The sequence below is a fragment of the Duganella sp. GW821-FHT01E12 genome (assembly GCF_059422325.1).
The window spans coordinates 184209-198869 of record NZ_JBWKWR010000010.1; the positions used below are offsets into that span (position 1 = coordinate 184209).

Annotated in this window: 16 protein-coding genes; all 16 read left to right on the forward strand. The window is 64.9% G+C overall.

The genetic code is table 11. The features are described from left to right. The first annotated feature begins 275 nt into the window (after positions 1-275). The 16 genes from flhD (at position 276) to AC07WS_RS24295 (ending at position 14603) form a co-directional block, all read left to right on the forward strand. Complete coding sequence (gene flhD / locus AC07WS_RS24220) at positions 276-593, forward strand: flagellar transcriptional regulator FlhD (protein WP_008450090.1); 318 nt, start codon at positions 276-278, stop codon at positions 591-593. 20 nt (positions 594-613) lie between these two features. Further along, complete coding sequence (gene flhC / locus AC07WS_RS24225; protein WP_161092992.1) at positions 614-1159, forward strand: flagellar transcriptional regulator FlhC; 546 nt, start codon at positions 614-616, stop codon at positions 1157-1159. Beyond that, positions 1156-1953, forward strand: coding sequence for a class I SAM-dependent methyltransferase (locus AC07WS_RS24230; RefSeq protein ID WP_494731531.1), 798 nt, complete (start codon positions 1156-1158; stop codon positions 1951-1953). The genes flhC and AC07WS_RS24230 overlap by 4 nt, the downstream gene beginning before the upstream one ends. 132 nt (positions 1954-2085) lie before the next feature. After that, positions 2086-2946: a flagellar motor stator protein MotA gene (motA, locus tag AC07WS_RS24235; RefSeq protein ID WP_494731532.1), complete on the forward strand. Its 861-nt coding sequence runs from the start codon at positions 2086-2088 to the stop codon at positions 2944-2946. A gap of 45 nt (positions 2947-2991) precedes the next feature. Continuing rightward, the gene (gene motB / locus AC07WS_RS24240) at positions 2992-3933 is read left to right on the forward strand and encodes a flagellar motor protein MotB (protein WP_494731533.1); all 942 of its coding nucleotides are present in this window, start codon (positions 2992-2994) and stop codon (positions 3931-3933) included. Between the two features lie 24 nt (positions 3934-3957). Next, on the forward strand, positions 3958-4506 hold the full coding sequence (locus AC07WS_RS24245) for a chemotaxis protein (protein WP_494731534.1): 549 nt from the start codon (positions 3958-3960) through the stop codon (positions 4504-4506). A 65-nt stretch (positions 4507-4571) separates the two neighbouring features. Continuing rightward, the gene (locus AC07WS_RS24250; protein WP_008450079.1) at positions 4572-4937 is read left to right on the forward strand and encodes a response regulator; all 366 of its coding nucleotides are present in this window, start codon (positions 4572-4574) and stop codon (positions 4935-4937) included. 45 nt (positions 4938-4982) lie between these two features. After that, the gene (gene cheA, locus AC07WS_RS24255) at positions 4983-7175 is read left to right on the forward strand and encodes a chemotaxis protein CheA (protein ID WP_494731535.1); all 2193 of its coding nucleotides are present in this window, start codon (positions 4983-4985) and stop codon (positions 7173-7175) included. 19 nt (positions 7176-7194) lie between these two features. Beyond that, positions 7195-7683 carry a chemotaxis protein CheW gene (locus AC07WS_RS24260; RefSeq protein WP_494731536.1) on the forward strand — a complete coding sequence of 163 codons (489 nt, stop codon included), beginning with the start codon at positions 7195-7197 and terminating at the stop codon, positions 7681-7683. Between the two features lie 120 nt (positions 7684-7803). Further along, entirely contained in the window at positions 7804-9519 is a 1716-nt protein-coding gene (locus AC07WS_RS24265; RefSeq protein ID WP_494731537.1) for a methyl-accepting chemotaxis protein, read from the forward strand. Positions 9520-9591: 72 nt separating this feature from the next. Beyond that, positions 9592-10461 (forward strand): CheR family methyltransferase, encoded by an 870-nt coding sequence (locus AC07WS_RS24270; RefSeq protein WP_494731538.1) that lies wholly within the window; start codon positions 9592-9594, stop codon positions 10459-10461. Positions 10462-10470: 9 nt separating this feature from the next. Then, positions 10471-11070: a chemoreceptor glutamine deamidase CheD gene (cheD, locus tag AC07WS_RS24275; protein ID WP_494731539.1), complete on the forward strand. Its 600-nt coding sequence runs from the start codon at positions 10471-10473 to the stop codon at positions 11068-11070. A 38-nt stretch (positions 11071-11108) separates the two neighbouring features. Then, complete coding sequence (locus AC07WS_RS24280) at positions 11109-12179, forward strand: protein-glutamate methylesterase/protein-glutamine glutaminase (protein WP_494731540.1); 1071 nt, start codon at positions 11109-11111, stop codon at positions 12177-12179. A gap of 133 nt (positions 12180-12312) precedes the next feature. Further along, positions 12313-12702: a chemotaxis response regulator CheY gene (gene cheY, locus AC07WS_RS24285; RefSeq protein WP_008450066.1), complete on the forward strand. Its 390-nt coding sequence runs from the start codon at positions 12313-12315 to the stop codon at positions 12700-12702. 2 nt (positions 12703-12704) lie between these two features. Further along, entirely contained in the window at positions 12705-13349 is a 645-nt protein-coding gene (gene cheZ, locus AC07WS_RS24290; RefSeq protein WP_494731541.1) for a protein phosphatase CheZ, read from the forward strand. Positions 13350-13394: 45 nt separating this feature from the next. Continuing rightward, complete coding sequence (locus tag AC07WS_RS24295) at positions 13395-14603, forward strand: EAL and HDOD domain-containing protein (protein WP_494731542.1); 1209 nt, start codon at positions 13395-13397, stop codon at positions 14601-14603. Positions 14604-14661: the final 58 nt, after the last annotated feature.

Consider the following 14661-nt stretch of genomic DNA (forward strand, 5'->3'; position numbering starts at 1 on the left):
AGATGTAGCAAAAAAGAGTCGCTGAATCGCATTATTTTTCGTTTCATGACAGGGCTTTTTTGAAGATCTTGGACCTTAGCAAACCGGCGCCGCAAGGGCGTTGATGAGTGATTCGCGTGTGTTTGTCAGACAAACACCGACGGGTCGCGTTCGCTATTTCCCGACGAAAAATACGGAGGACATCCTCTACTCGTATTTTTGTTGCTCCCGCAGAATGTATCTCACTGGAAACGCAATTGTGTTCCGCAGTGCAGATAACGGACTAGGAGATGGAAATGACCGCTAACGATATGATGGCTGAAATTCGCGACGCCAACCTGAGCTACCTGATGTTGGCCCAGCAGATGATCCGCGCCGACAAAGTCACCGCGATCTTCCGCCTCGGCATCGCCGCCGAGATCGCCGACCTGATCGAAGGCATGAGCAACGCGCAAATCCTGAAACTGGCAGGCGGCAACATGATGCTGGCCCGCTTCCGCTTCGACGACAGCGCCATCCTGTCGATGCTGACCAACTACAATAAAGACCGCGTGCTGGCCCAGTCGCACGCCGCCATCCTGATGGCCGGCCAGGCCGTCGAAGAAATCGCTTAACCCACGCGCCGGAGCGGATCATGAGCAAGAAAAGCGTAGTGACGGAAGCCCAGGAAATCCAGCTGGCCATCGAACTGATCCAGCTTGGCGCGCGCCTGCAGTTGCTGGAGTCCGAAGTGTCGCTGTCGCGCGAGCGCCTGCTCAAGCTGTACAAGGAACTCAAGGGCGTGTCGCCGCCCAAGGGCATGCTGCCCTTCTCCACCGACTGGTTCCTGACCTGGCAGCCCAACATCCATTCCTCGCTGTTCATCAACATCCACAAATTCCTGACCGAGCACGCCGGCGCCACCGGCATCGAGGCGGTCATGAAAGCCTACAAGCTGTACCTGGAACAAATGCCGCCGGAGGCAGGGGAGGAGCCGCTGCTGTCGCTGACGCGCGCCTGGACCCTGGTGCGCTTCTTCAGCGGCAAGATGCTGGAGCTGGCCCCGTGCGGCAAGTGCCAGGGCAAGTTCGTGGTCAACTGCATGGACCTGAACGGCAGCTATGTCTGCGGCCTGTGCCACATGCCCTCGCGCGCCGGCAAGACCAAGAAGGCGCGCGACGCCGATGTCCTGGCCGCGTGAGCCGGCCCGGTCCCGATCCCTACCTGGCGCGCATCGCCCGCGCGCCCGCCGTGCGGGCGCTGCTGATTCAATGCGGCGCCGCGCCGCTGACGCTGGCCATCCTCTATGTGATGGCCAGTTTTCGTTTACCCGTCGATGTGTGGAGCGCGGCCGCCGTGCAGGGCCTGCTGGCGGCCGGCCTGACCTGGAAGCTGGGCCTGGCCGCGTGGTGGCGCGCCATCCAGCTGCTGTTCCCGGTCGCGCTGCTGGCCGCGCTGGCGCTGCGGCTGCCGCCGTGGCTGTTCCTGGCCGGCTTCCTGTTTCTGCTCGGCCTGTACTGGTCGACCTTCCGCACCCAGGTGCCGTACTACCCGTCGCAGCCGGCGGTGTGGGATGCGGTACGTCAAATTCTGCCGCCACCGGCGGCCGGCGGCGCGCCGCCGCGGGTGATCGATATCGGCAGCGGCCTGGGCGGGCTGGTGCTGTACCTGGCGCGCCAGCGGCCGGACGCCGGGTGCGAGGGCATCGAGCTGGCGCCGCTGCCGTGGCTGGTCAGCCGGCTGCGCGCGGCCGCCAGCGGCAGCCGCGCCCGCTTCACCCTGGGCGATTACGAAAAGCTCGATTTCGGCCGCTACACGCTGGTGTTCGCCTACCTGTCGCCGGCCGCCATGCCCGGCCTGTGGCGCAAGGCGGCGGCCGAGATGCGGCCCGGCGCCATGCTGGCCAGCTACGAATTCGCTATCGACGCCCGTGCGCCCGACCGCACCATCCACGCCACAGGGGCCGAGGATGCCCTCTACATATGGTACTTTTAAGCATCATTTCGCGTTATTCACTTGCCCGCTCCCCCCTAGTCACGCTATTGTAGTTCTACATGTAAATTTATTGAAATCGGGCGATTGTTAGGTATGATACCGCCCGTTTTCATACCGGGGAGTCAGGGCGCTTTGTTAGTCATAATTGGATATGTAGTGGTCTGCGTCGGCGTGTTCGGCGGCTTCGCCATGAATGGCGGGCATCTGGCCGCACTGCTGCAGCCGCTGGAGCTGGTGATGATAGGCGGCGGCGCGCTTGGCGCTTTCCTGGTCGGCAACAACGCCAAGGCCCTGAAGGCCACGCTGGCCGCGATTCCCACCCTGTTCAAGGGCTCGCGCTACACCCGCGACTTGTACATGGAGCTGATGTCGCTGCTGTTCGATGTGCTGTCCAAGGTGCGCAAGGAAGGCTTGATGTCGATCGAAGGCGATATCGACAGCCCGGAGCAGAGCCCGCTGTTCAGCAAGTATCCGAGCGTGCTGGAGGACCATCACATCGTCGAGTTCATGACCGACTACCTGCGCCTGATGGTGTCCGGTAATATGGATGCGTTCCAGATCGAGAACCTGATGGACAACGAGATCGAGACCCACCACCACGAGCACGCCGTGCCGGCGCACGCCATCGCCAAGCTGGGCGACGGCATGCCGGCCTTCGGCATCGTGGCCGCGGTGATGGGCGTGGTGCACACGATGGAATCGGTGGGCTTGCCGCCGGCCGAGCTGGGCATCCTGATCGCGCACGCGCTGGTCGGCACCTTCCTCGGCATCCTGCTGGCCTACGGCTTCGTCGGCCCGCTGGCCAGCCTGCTGGAACAAAAGCTGGACGAATCGACCAAGATGTACCAGTGCGTGAAGGTCACGCTGCTGGCCAGCCTGAACGGCTACGCGCCGGCGCTGGCGGTGGAGTTCGGCCGCAAGGTCCTGTACTCGACCGAGCGCCCCAGCTTCGCCGAGCTGGAGGACCATATCAAGAAATCGAAGTCCAAGTGAGCGCGCGCATGAGCGTCAGCGCCCGAGCAACCTTAAGGAATCGCCATGGCTGAAGAAGGCTTGCGGCCGATTATCGTCAAGCGCATCAAGAAGGGCGGCGGCGGCCACCATGGCGGCGCCTGGAAGATCGCGTACGCCGACTTCGTGACGGCGATGATGGCCTTCTTCCTGCTGATGTGGCTGCTCGGCTCGACCACCAAGGGCGACCTGAACGGCATCTCGGAATACTTCAAGACGCCGCTCAAGGTGGCGCTGCAGGGCGGCTCGGGCAGCGGCGACAGCTCGTCGGTGATCCCCGGCGGCGGCAAGGACCTGACCCGGCGCGACGGCCAGGTCAAGGCCAGCGACGATCCGCTGGTCAAGAAGACCTTCAACCTGACCGCCGCCAAGGCCGCGCTGGAGGCCGAGGAGAACCAGCGCCTCAAGGCGCTCAAGGCCAAGATCGAGGCGCAGATCGAGGCCAACCCGCTGCTCAAGAAATACAAGGACCAGCTGCTGCTCGACATCACCAGCGAGGGCCTGCGGATCCAGATCGTCGACGAGCAGAACCGTCCGATGTTCGCGCTGGCCAAGGCCGAGCTGCAACCGTACACGCGCGAGATCCTGCACGCGATCGGCTTCGTGCTGAACGACGTGCCCAACAAGATCGGCCTGTCCGGCCACACCGACTCGACGCCGTATTTGAGCGACGCCGGCTACAGCAACTGGGAATTGTCGGCCGACCGCGCCAACGCCTCGCGCCGCGAGCTCATCGCCGGCGGCATGGCCGACAACAAGGTGCTGCGGGTGGTGGGCCTGGCCTCGGCCGCCCACCTGGACAAGGCCGATCCGTTCAACCCGATCAACCGCCGCATCAGCATCATCGTGATGAACAAGCGCACCGAGGAAAACGTGATGCGCGACGGCGCCCGCCAGATGGAGGTGGGCGCGGACGAAGCGGCGCCGGCGCCGGCGCCCGCGCCGTCCGGCCCGCCGGTGCGCAAATAAAGCAGGTGGAGTGACGAGACTGTTATGACGAGAAAAAAAATCCTGGGCTCCCATGTCAAGCGCCTGCTGTCGGGCGTGTCCGACCATGGGCGCAAGCATCTGACCGAAGTCGAGACCGACCTGATCCAGACCGGCCTGCTGCTGGAGGAGGCGATCGAAAAGCTGTCCTTCAACTTCATGGCCATCCACCAGGCGGTCGAGGCCGAGCAAGCCACGATCCGGCTGCTGCTGGACGGCGGCACCGCCACGCCCGAGCAGCGCGCCCAACTGGAATCGCTGCAGGGCCAGGTGGGCGGCTATGTGAACGCCGCCATCACCAGCCTGCAGTTCCAGGACATGACCAGCCAGCTGCTCGACCGCACGCTGAAACGCGTGACCGGCCTGCGCGAGTTCCTCGGCACGCTGGGCGCGCACGGCGCCGAGATGCTGCCCGAGAGCGACAACGAGGAGATCGTCGCGCTGCTGGGCAAGGTCAGCATGGCGCTGGCGATCCAGAGCCTGGAGCTGCGCAGCGTGCTGCGCAAGGCCGTCAGTCAACAACACCTGGAGAGCGGCGACATCGAATTATTCTAGACGCCGCAACCTGCCGATTGAACTACCCGGACTCCGCGTCCCGCATTTAATGAGTGAGAGCAAAGATGGCCAAGACAATACTTGCAGTTGATGATTCCAGTTCCCTGCGCCAGATGGTGGCCTTCAGCCTGAAGGCGGCCGGCTACCTGGTGGTGGAAGCGGTGGACGGCCAGGACGGCCTGGAAAAAGCCAAGCTGCAAAGCGTCGACCTGGTGCTGACCGACCAGAACATGCCGCGCATGGACGGCCTGCAGCTGATCAAGCTGCTGCGCGAACTGCCGGCCTACCAGAAGACCCCTATCCTGATGCTGACCACCGAATCGTCCGACGAGATGAAAGCCAAGGGCCGCGCCGCCGGCGCCAACGGCTGGCTGGTCAAGCCCTTCGATCCCCAGCGGCTCATCGAGGTAGTGAAGAAGGTCATCGGCTGATAAGGCGCATGCAATGATGCTGAGCGAAACTTACGGAGTATCCCCATGACCATCGATATAAGCCAGTTCTTCCAGGTCTTTTTCGATGAGGCCGAGGAGCTGCTGGCTGAAATGGAGCGCCTGCTGCTGGCCGTCGACGTCGACCATCCCGACCCCGAGGACCTGAACGCGATCTTCCGCACCGCCCACTCCGTCAAGGGCGGCGCCTCCACGTTCGGCGTCACCGACATGACCGAGGTCACCCACATCCTCGAGACGCTGCTCGACCGCGTGCGCAAGGGCGAGATGGCGCTGACCTCGGAGCACGTGGACGCCTTCCTGGCGGCCAAGGACATCCTCAAGATGCAGCTCGACGGCCACCGCCACGGCGCGGCCGTCGACCAGGACGCGGTGGGCGACGTGCGCATGATGCTGCAGTCGCTGGCGCAGGACGTGCCGCTGGCGGCGCTGGCGCCGGTGGCGCCGTCGTTCCACGCGGCCGAGGCCAAGGCGGTCGACCACAGCGGCGGGCGCCGCTACCGGCTGGAGCTGCCGGCCATGGCGCACCGCGAGGTGACCGCGCTGGGCGCCGAGCTGGGCCTGATGGGCCATGTGTCCATCACCCCGCTCGACCAGGAGCGCAACGCCATGCTGGTCACCACCCACGAGAGCCTGGACGACATCATCGCCATCTGCTCCTTCGTGCTCAACCCGGACGAGATGGTGGTGACCGAGCTGCCGGCGCTGGACGCCAAACAGGCCAGGCTGGAAAACGCCGAACGCGCCAAGGTCGAGAGCGCGCTGGGCTACGGCTTCTTCGACGAGACCGAGCTGCACCCGGCCGGCAGCGGCGAAGGCTATGGCTTCTTCCAGCCGCTCGAGGAGATCCGCGCCGCCGCCGAGGAGGGCGCCGACGACGCCCGCGGCTACGGCTTCTTCCAGCCGGTCGAGCAGATCCGCGCCGCGGCCGGCATCGTGATCGAGGCCCCGGCCGCGCAGCAGCAGGCCGCCGCCGAGGAGGAAAAAAAGGCCGCCAAGAAGGAGGAGAAGGCCGGGGCCGGCCCGGGCGCCGAGTCGTCGTCGATCCGGGTGTCGATCGAAAAGGTCGACCAGCTGATCAACCTGGTGGGCGAGCTGGTCATCACGCAGGCGATGATCGAGCAGCGCGTCGACACGCTGGACCCGATGGTGCACGAGCGCCTGTTGAACAGCGTGAGCCAGCTGACCCGCAACACCCGCGACCTGCAGGAAGCGGTGATGTCGATCCGCATGATGCCGATGGACTTCGTGTTCTCGCGCTTCCCGCGCATGGTGCGCGACCTGGCGGCCAAGCTGGGCAAGAAGGTCGACTTCATCACCAACGGCGCCGCGACCGAACTGGACAAGGGCCTGATCGAGCGCATCGTCGATCCGCTGACCCACCTGGTGCGCAACTCCATCGACCACGGCATCGAGATGCCCGAGGTGCGCCGCGCCGGCGGCAAGAGCGACGCCGGCCGCTTGTTCCTGTCGGCCTCCCACCAGGGCGGCAACATCATCATCGAGGTGTCGGACGACGGCGGCGGCCTGAACCGGGAGAAGATCCTGGCCAAGGCCCAGCAGAACGGCTTGCCGCTCTCCGAGAACATGAGCGACGCCGAGGTGTGGCAGCTGATCTTCGCGCCCGGCTTCTCCACCGCCGAGCAGGTGACCGACGTGTCCGGCCGCGGCGTGGGCATGGACGTGGTCAAGCGCAACATCACGGCCATGGGCGGGGTGGTCGACATCCGCTCGGCCAAGGGCTTCGGCACCACCATCTCGATCTCGCTGCCGCTGACCCTGGCGATCCTGGACGGCATGTCGATCCGGGTCGGCGAGGAGGTCTACATCCTGCCGCTGGGCTTTGTCATCGAGTCGCTGCAGCCGGCGCCGGAGGACGTCAAGGAAATCTCCGGCAAGGGCCGGGTGATCAAGGTGCGCGGCGAATACCTGCCGCTGGTGCCGCTGTACCAGATGTTCGGCATCACGCCGCGCTTCACCGACCCCTGCCAGGGCATCGTGGTCATCATCGAGACCGACGGCCGCAAGGCCGGCCTGTTCATCGACGACCTGGTCGGCCAGCAGCAGGTGGTGGTCAAGAACCTGGAATCGAACTACCGCAAGGTGGCCGGCATCTCCGGCGCCACCATCCTGGGCGACGGCGGCGTGTCGCTGATCCTCGACGTGGCGGCCCTGATCCGCTCCTCCCGTCAGCTCGCTGACGAACAGATTTTTAGCTAATCCCACCAAGGAAACCATCATGGCAGACGTACTTAGCACCGGGGCCAACGAAATCGCCGGCCACGAATACCTGGCCTTCACGCTCGGTTCGGAGGAATACGGCATCGACATCCTCAAGGTGCAGGAGATCCGCGGCTACGAGACGGTGACCCGGATCGCCAACGCGCCCGAGTTCATCAAGGGCGTGATCAACCTGCGCGGCATCATCATTCCGGTGGTCGACATGCGCATCAAGTTCAACCTCGGCTCGCCCGTGTACGACCAGTTCACCGTGGTCATCATCCTCAACATCGGCGGGCGCATCGTCGGCATGGTGGTGGACTCGGTGTCGGACGTGACCACGCTCACGCCCGAGCAGGTCAAGCCGGCGCCGGAGATGGGCACGGCCTTCAGTTCGGACTACATGATTGGACTGGGCACCATCGATGAGCGTATGCTGATCCTGGTGAACATCGATAAACTGATGTCGAGCGCAGAGATGGGCTTGATGGAACAGCTGGCGGCCTAGCCCACGCCCCAGCGCAGTCGCACGGCAGCGGCCACAGAGCGCGCACCATCCACTACACAATAACGGGGTCCGCAAGCAGTGCCCGGCGGACAAGCACAGACAGCATAGGGGAGAAACAACATGAATTTACGCGACTTCAAAATCGGCGCACGGCTGCGCCTGGGCTTCGGCGCCATCCTGGCCATCCTGGTGGCCATGGTCCTGATGACCAATTATCTGAACTACAGCAACAAGGGCAAGCTCACGCGCGGGCTGGAACTGTCGACCCAGAAAAACCTGCAGGCCGGCGCGATGAAGAGCGCGATGCTCGAGACCGGCATCGCGATGCGCAACATCGGCCTGCAGTCGGACGTCAGCCTGATGCAGAAGGAAGAGCAGAAGGTCAAGGACCAGCGCGCCCGCTATGAAAAAGCGCAGGCCGACCTGAGGGCGCTGGGCCTGAACGACAACGAGAAGAAGGCGCTGGCCGACATCGCCGCGCTGGACGCCGACGTCGACAAGGCCTTCAAGGAAGCCATCGGCCAGGTGCTGGCGTTCAACAGCGAGGGCGCGGCCAAGGTCATCTCCGGCCGCATCGATCCGCTCAACCAGCAGACGCTGGCGCTGATCAACAAGCTGGTCGACATGCAGCAGGCCGCCGCGCGCGACGTGATGGACAGCTCGGTCACGGCCGACCGCAGCCTGATGATGATGTTGTTCCTGCTGGGCGCGGTCGCGGTGGCGATCGGCGTGGCCTGCGCGGTGGTGATCACGCGCTCGATCACGGTGCCGCTGTCGGGCGCGGTCGAGGTGGCGCAGAAGGTGGCGGCCGGCGAGCTGACCTCGCAGGTCCAGGTCGAGGGCAAGGACGAGACCAGCGAACTGCTGCAGGCGCTCAAGGACATGAACGACAGCCTGGCCAAGACGGTCGGCGACGTGCGCAGCGGCACCGACCTGATCTCGACCGCCTCGCAGGAGATCGCCTCCGGCAACGCCGACCTGTCGGCCCGCACCGAGTCGCAGGCCAGCTCGCTCGAGGAGACCGCCTCGTCGATGGAGGAACTGACCTCCACCGTCAAGCAGAACGCCGACAACGCGCGCCAGGCCAACCAGCTGGCCGTGACCGCCTCGTCGGTGGCGGAGAAGGGCGGCACCGTGGTGGCGCAGGTGGTCGAGACCATGGGCTCGATCAAGGCCAGCTCCAGCAAGATCGTCGACATCATCGGCGTGATCGACGGCATCGCCTTCCAGACCAACATCCTGGCCTTGAACGCGGCGGTCGAGGCGGCGCGCGCGGGCGAGCAGGGCCGCGGCTTCGCGGTGGTGGCGTCCGAGGTGCGCAACCTGGCGCAGCGCTCGGCCGGCGCGGCCAAGGAAATCAAGGAGCTGATCGGCGACTCGGTCGACAAGGTCGACGCCGGCAGCAAGCTGGTCGACGAGGCCGGCCAGACCATGGGCCTGATCGTCACCTCGATCCGCCAGGTGGCCGACATCATGGGCGAGATCACCGCCGCCACCCAGGAACAGAGCAACGGCATCGAGGAGGTCAACCAGGCCATCACCCAGATGGACGAGATGACCCAGCAGAACGCCGCGCTGGTGGAGGAGGCCGCCGCGGCGGCCGAGAGCATGCAGGAACAGGCCGAGATGCTGGCCCAGGCGGTGAGCATCTTCAAGCTGTCGCACGACCAGGTGCGCCGTCCGGCCCCGGCCGTGCCGGCCCCGCGTCCGGCGCCGGCCGTCAGCGCCCGTCCGGCCCCGGCCCCGCGTCCGGCCGTGGCGGCCGCCAAGCCGGCCGCGCCGAAAAAGCTGGCGCCGGCCGCGCCGGCCGCCGGCGACGAGTGGGAAGAGTTTTAAGCAGTCCGCAGCAAGGCGGCGCCAGCGGCGCCGTCGCAGGCATTGTTGGTTTTAGATTAAGGAATACAGAACATGCCGCAAACCAAAGACACCGTCAAAGAGTTTGATTTCAACGCCAAGGACTTCGAACGCGTCCGCGGCCTGATCTACAAACGGGCCGGCATCTCGCTGGCCGACAGCAAGCAAGAGATGGTGTACAGCCGCCTGGCGCGGCGTTTGCGCGCCACCGGCATCGGCTCCTTCGGCAAGTACCTGGACGATCTGGAGGCCGGCCGGCTGGGCGAGGAATGGGAGTCGTTCACCAACGCGCTGACCACCAACCTGACCTCGTTCTTCCGCGAGGCCCACCATTTTCCGCTGCTGGCCGAACACGTCAAGCACAAGCGCGAGCCGATCAGCATCTGGTGCTCGGCCAGCTCGACCGGCGAGGAACCGTACTCGATCGCCATGACCGTGTGCGAGGCGTTCAACACGCTCACGCCCAACTGCCACATCATCGCCACCGACATCGACACCAATGTGCTGGCCACGGCCGCCAACGGCGTCTACACGATGGACCGGCTGGACAAGATGTCGCCCGAGCGCTCGCGCCGCTTTTTCCTCAAGGGCAAGGGCGACCGCGAGGGCATGGCGCGCGTGCGGCCCGAGCTGCGCAACATGATCACCTTCAAGCAGCTCAACCTGCTGGCCGACAACTGGCCGATCAGCGGCCCGTTCGACGTGATCTTTTGCCGCAACGTGATGATTTACTTTGACAAGGCCACGCAGCGCAAGATCCTGTCCCGCTTTGTCCCCCTGATGAAACCGGACGCCCTGCTGTTCGCGGGCCATTCGGAGAATTTCCTCTACGTGTCGGAGTCGCTCAAACTACGCGGCAAGACGGTGTACGAGCTGGACGATCAACACCGTGGCGCTGCCCTCAAAGCATCGCAACGCACATGAGAGTAAAACATGGACCTCGAACAATTTGCCACGAACGTGTATTACGACAGGACGTTCGACTGTGAAGCGGCCAAGATCCTGCCCGGCGAGTACTACTTCACCAACAAGGACATGTTGATCGTGACCGTGCTGGGCTCCTGCGTGTCGGCCTGCATCCGCGACCGGGTCACCGGCCTGGGCGGCATGAACCACTTCATGCTGCCCGACGGCGGCAGCGACACCAACAGCCCGGTGTCGGCCTCGGCCCGCTACGGCACCTACGCGATGGAAATCCTGATCAACGATTTGCTCAAGGCCGGCGCCAAGCGCGAGAACATGGAGGCCAAGGTGTTCGGCGGCGGCGCCGTGCTCAAGGGCTTCACCGCCATCAACGTCGGCGAGCGCAACGCGGCCTTCGTGCTGAACTTCCTCAAGGTCGAGAAGATCCGCGTGGTGGCCGAGGACTTGAACGACGTCCACCCGCGCAAGGTGTACTTCTTCCCGCGCACCGGCAAGGTGCTGGTCAAGAAGCTGATGCAGACCCACAACGACACCCTGGCCAAGCGCGAGATCGAATACGCCAGCCGCCTCAAGGTGGCGCCGGTGGGTGGCGAGATCGACCTGTTTTGATAGTGATAGTGGGCCTTTTGCCCGGAAAGTAGCGTTTTATGAAGATCAAAGTCCTGATCGTCGACGACTCCGCGCTGATCCGCAGCGTGATGAGCGAGATCATCAACAGCCAGCCCGACATGGAAGTGGTGGGCACCGCCCCCGATCCGCTGGTCGCGCGCGAGCTGATCAAGCAGACCAACCCCGACGTGCTCACGCTCGACGTCGAGATGCCCAAGATGGACGGCCTCGACTTCCTGGAAAAGCTGATGCGGCTGCGGCCGATGCCGGTGGTGATGGTGTCCTCGCTGACCGAGCGCGGCTCGGAGATCACCATGCGCGCGCTGGAGCTGGGCGCGGTGGACTTCGTGACCAAGCCGAAGATCTCGATCCAGGCCGGCATGCGCGAGTACACCGAACTGATCACCGACAAGATCCGCGCCGCCTCCAAGGCGCGCGTGCGGGCCCGCACGCTGCCGCAGGCGGGCGCCGAAGGGCAGGCCCAGCTGCCGCAGCTGCGCAATCCGCTGACCTCGTCGGAAAAGCTGATCATCATCGGCGCCTCCACCGGCGGCACCGAGGCGATCCGCGAATTCCTGATGCAGATGCCGTCCGACTGCCCCGGCATCCTGATCACCCAGCACATGCCGGAAGGTTTTACCCGCTCGTTCGCCAAGCGCCTCGATACGCTGTGCAAGATCTCGGTGCAGGAAGCGGCCGGCAACGAGCGGGTGTTGCCCGGCCACGCCTACATCGCGCCCGGCCACTCGCACCTGTACCTGACCCGCAGCGGCGCCAACTACATGACCAAGATCGACCAGGCCGAGCCGGTCAACCGCCACCGGCCCTCGGTCGACGTGCTGTTCCGCTCGGCCGCCCAGTGCGCCGGCAAGAACGCGGTGGGCGTGATCCTGACCGGCATGGGCAAGGACGGCGCGGCAGGTATGCTGGAGATGAAGGGGGCCGGGGCGTATAATTTCGCCCAGGACGAGGCCAGCTGCGTGGTGTTCGGCATGCCGCGCGAGGCGATCGCGGTCGGCGCGGCCCACGAGGTGGGGGCCTTGCAGGCGCTGCCGGGCATGGTGCTGGGCTACCTGGCGGCCCACGGCATGCGCGCTTTGCGGGTATAAAAAGCCTTAAATCGTCAAGTGTGACGTTTTACTGCTACTTTGTTCGCCTTAAAGCAACGAAAATGCTATCCTACAACTTGCTGGCAATTGTAGGCACTATTAACAACCGCGTAGAGAAACAACGGAGTAATTCATGGCTGATCCAAAGATGAAATTTTTAGTCGTTGACGATTTTTCGACGATGCGCCGCATTGTCCGGAATCTGTTGAAGGAACTGGGTTATGCCAATGTCGACGAGGCCGAGGACGGCGTGATGGCGCTGGCCAAGCTGCGTGCCGAATCGTTCGACTTCGTCGTGTCCGACTGGAACATGCCGAACATGGACGGCTTGACGATGTTGCAAAACATCCGTGCCGATCCCGCGCTGGCCAAGCTGCCGGTGTTGATGGTGACCGCCGAAGCCAAGAAGGAAAACATCATCGCGGCGGCCCAGGCCGGCGCCAACGGCTACGTGGTCAAGCCGTTCACCGCTGCAACGCTGGATGAAAAGCTGAACAAGATCTTCGAGAAGCTCGGAGCTTGATGATGGTTGAGCAACAAAGCGGCGCCATCGCGGGTGCGGTGGAGCCGAACGAGGAGTTTTTGTCGCGCATCGGTCACATGACGCGCGCCCTGCATGAAAGCCTGCGCGGCCTGGGGCTGGATAAATTGATCGAAAAAGCCGCGTCCGACATTCCGGACGCGCGCGACCGGCTGGACTACGTGGCGCGGCTCAGCGAAGACGCGGCGCAGAAAGTGTTGAACGCCACCGACGCGGCCAGTCCCTTGCAGGACCGGATCGCCGGCGACGCCAGGCAGCTGAGCGCTTCCTGGAACGGCCTGCTGGCGGCCGGCGCCTCGGACGAGCAATGGCGCGCGCTGGCGCAGCAGACCATCGCCGCGCTGGACGGCGCCACCGCCGGCACCTCGCAGACCAAGGCGCACCTGATGGACATCATGATGGCGCAGGATTTCCAGGACTTGACCGGGCAGGTGATCAAAAAAGTCACCTCGATCGCGCAAAACCTGGAGAAGCAGCTGGTGCAGATGCTGATCGACTTCGCGCCTGACCAGATGAAGAAGGAACTCGACAACGGCTTGCTGAACGGACCGCAAATCGATCCGACCCGCGAGAACGTGGTGGCTGACCAGGAGCAGGTGGACGACTTGCTGGATAGTCTGGGCTTCTGATCTGTTCCGGCCCGTTCGCCGCGGGCCCACTCCGATACGAGCATCATGCATCAGACCAATTTCATCGTTCGTGAACCGCTGCTCGATCCCAAGCAGCGTGTGGTTGGGTATGAGCTCTGCTGGCAGCAGCAGGGGGCGGCGCCGTCGTCGCCCGCCGCGCTGGAAGCGCTGCTGGACTTCGTGGCCGGCCAGGTGATCGACGACGACGACAACTGGCTGCTGCGCGACAAAATCCTGTTCCTCGACGCGGTGCCGGCCATGCTGTCGGCCGACGCGCTGCACCGGCTGCCGCCGGAGCGCACCGTGCTGTCCCTCAAAACGGCCGAACTGGCCAATCCCGACACCCTGGCCGCCGTGCAGGGCTTGCGCGCGGGCGGCGTCGGCGTGCTGCTGCGCGAGGCCGACCTGGCCCGCATCGGCAGCCGCCTGCCGACCATCGCCTCGTATGTGGAGGTGCGCTTTTCCGGCGCCGACGTCGGCAGCCAGGCGCGCGCCTACGCGGCGCTCAAGCAGTCGAGCGTGGGCATGGTGGCGCGCCCGGTCAGCAACTGGGCCGACTTCGACGCCTGCGCGGCGCTGGGCCTGAACGCCTTCGTCGGCAAGCTGCACCTGACGCCGCGCCCCAGCGCCGATGCCAAGGGCTTGAATCCGGCCCAGACCATCATCATGCAGCTGATGCAGATGGTGCGGCAGAACGCCGACATCGCCCAGCTGGAGGCCGTGCTCAAGCGCGACGCCACGCTGTCGTACAAGCTGCTGCGCTTCATCAACTCGGCCGGCTTCGGCGCCGGGCGCGAGATCCAGTCGCTGCGCCAGGCGCTGACCCTGCTGGGCTACACGCCGCTGTACCGCTGGCTGACCCTGCTGCTGGCCACGGCCAGCACCTCGGGCTATTCGCCGGTGCTGCTGGAGACGGCGGTGGTGCGCGGCCGCCTGGCCGAGCTGCTGGCGCAGGCCGCGCTGGGCAAGAGCGAGGCGGAGAATGTGTTCGTGGCGGGCATGTTCTCGCTGCTGGACCGGCTGCTGGGCATCGCCATGCAGGAGGTGCTGGCCAACATCCAGTTGTCGGACGATGTGGTGGCGGCGTTGCTCACGCGCAGCGGCAAGTACGGCCCGTATTTGGCGCTGGCCGAGGCGTGCGAACTCAATTCCGACCTGGTGGCCTCGCTGGCGGCCGGGCTCAAGCTGGGGCCCGAGGACGTCAACCGCGCCCATCTCTCCGCGCTGGCCTGGGCGCAAAACGTCGCCGCCTGATCCGTCTCAAGCAGGACGCGTGCGCGCGTTGACAGGGCAGGTTGCGGGGCGGATCATC

What these genes read in the sequence shown, in the direction of transcription:
- flhD (WP_008450090.1), top strand. Translation starts at nt 276, where the DNA reads ATGACCGCTAACGATATGATGGCTGAAATTCGCGACGCCAACCTGAGC.
- flhC (WP_161092992.1), top strand. Translation starts at nt 614, where the DNA reads ATGAGCAAGAAAAGCGTAGTGACGGAAGCCCAGGAAATCCAGCTGGCC.
- motB (WP_494731533.1), top strand. Translation starts at nt 2,992, where the DNA reads ATGGCTGAAGAAGGCTTGCGGCCGATTATCGTCAAGCGCATCAAGAAG.
- AC07WS_RS24245 (WP_494731534.1), top strand. Translation starts at nt 3,958, where the DNA reads ATGACGAGAAAAAAAATCCTGGGCTCCCATGTCAAGCGCCTGCTGTCG.
- AC07WS_RS24250 (WP_008450079.1), top strand. Translation starts at nt 4,572, where the DNA reads ATGGCCAAGACAATACTTGCAGTTGATGATTCCAGTTCCCTGCGCCAG.
- cheA (WP_494731535.1), top strand. Translation starts at nt 4,983, where the DNA reads ATGACCATCGATATAAGCCAGTTCTTCCAGGTCTTTTTCGATGAGGCC.
- AC07WS_RS24260 (WP_494731536.1), top strand. Translation starts at nt 7,195, where the DNA reads ATGGCAGACGTACTTAGCACCGGGGCCAACGAAATCGCCGGCCACGAA.
- AC07WS_RS24265 (WP_494731537.1), top strand. Translation starts at nt 7,804, where the DNA reads ATGAATTTACGCGACTTCAAAATCGGCGCACGGCTGCGCCTGGGCTTC.
- AC07WS_RS24270 (WP_494731538.1), top strand. Translation starts at nt 9,592, where the DNA reads ATGCCGCAAACCAAAGACACCGTCAAAGAGTTTGATTTCAACGCCAAG.
- cheD (WP_494731539.1), top strand. Translation starts at nt 10,471, where the DNA reads ATGGACCTCGAACAATTTGCCACGAACGTGTATTACGACAGGACGTTC.
- AC07WS_RS24280 (WP_494731540.1), top strand. Translation starts at nt 11,109, where the DNA reads ATGAAGATCAAAGTCCTGATCGTCGACGACTCCGCGCTGATCCGCAGC.
- cheY (WP_008450066.1), top strand. Translation starts at nt 12,313, where the DNA reads ATGGCTGATCCAAAGATGAAATTTTTAGTCGTTGACGATTTTTCGACG.
- cheZ (WP_494731541.1), top strand. Translation starts at nt 12,705, where the DNA reads ATGGTTGAGCAACAAAGCGGCGCCATCGCGGGTGCGGTGGAGCCGAAC.
- AC07WS_RS24295 (WP_494731542.1), top strand. Translation starts at nt 13,395, where the DNA reads ATGCATCAGACCAATTTCATCGTTCGTGAACCGCTGCTCGATCCCAAG.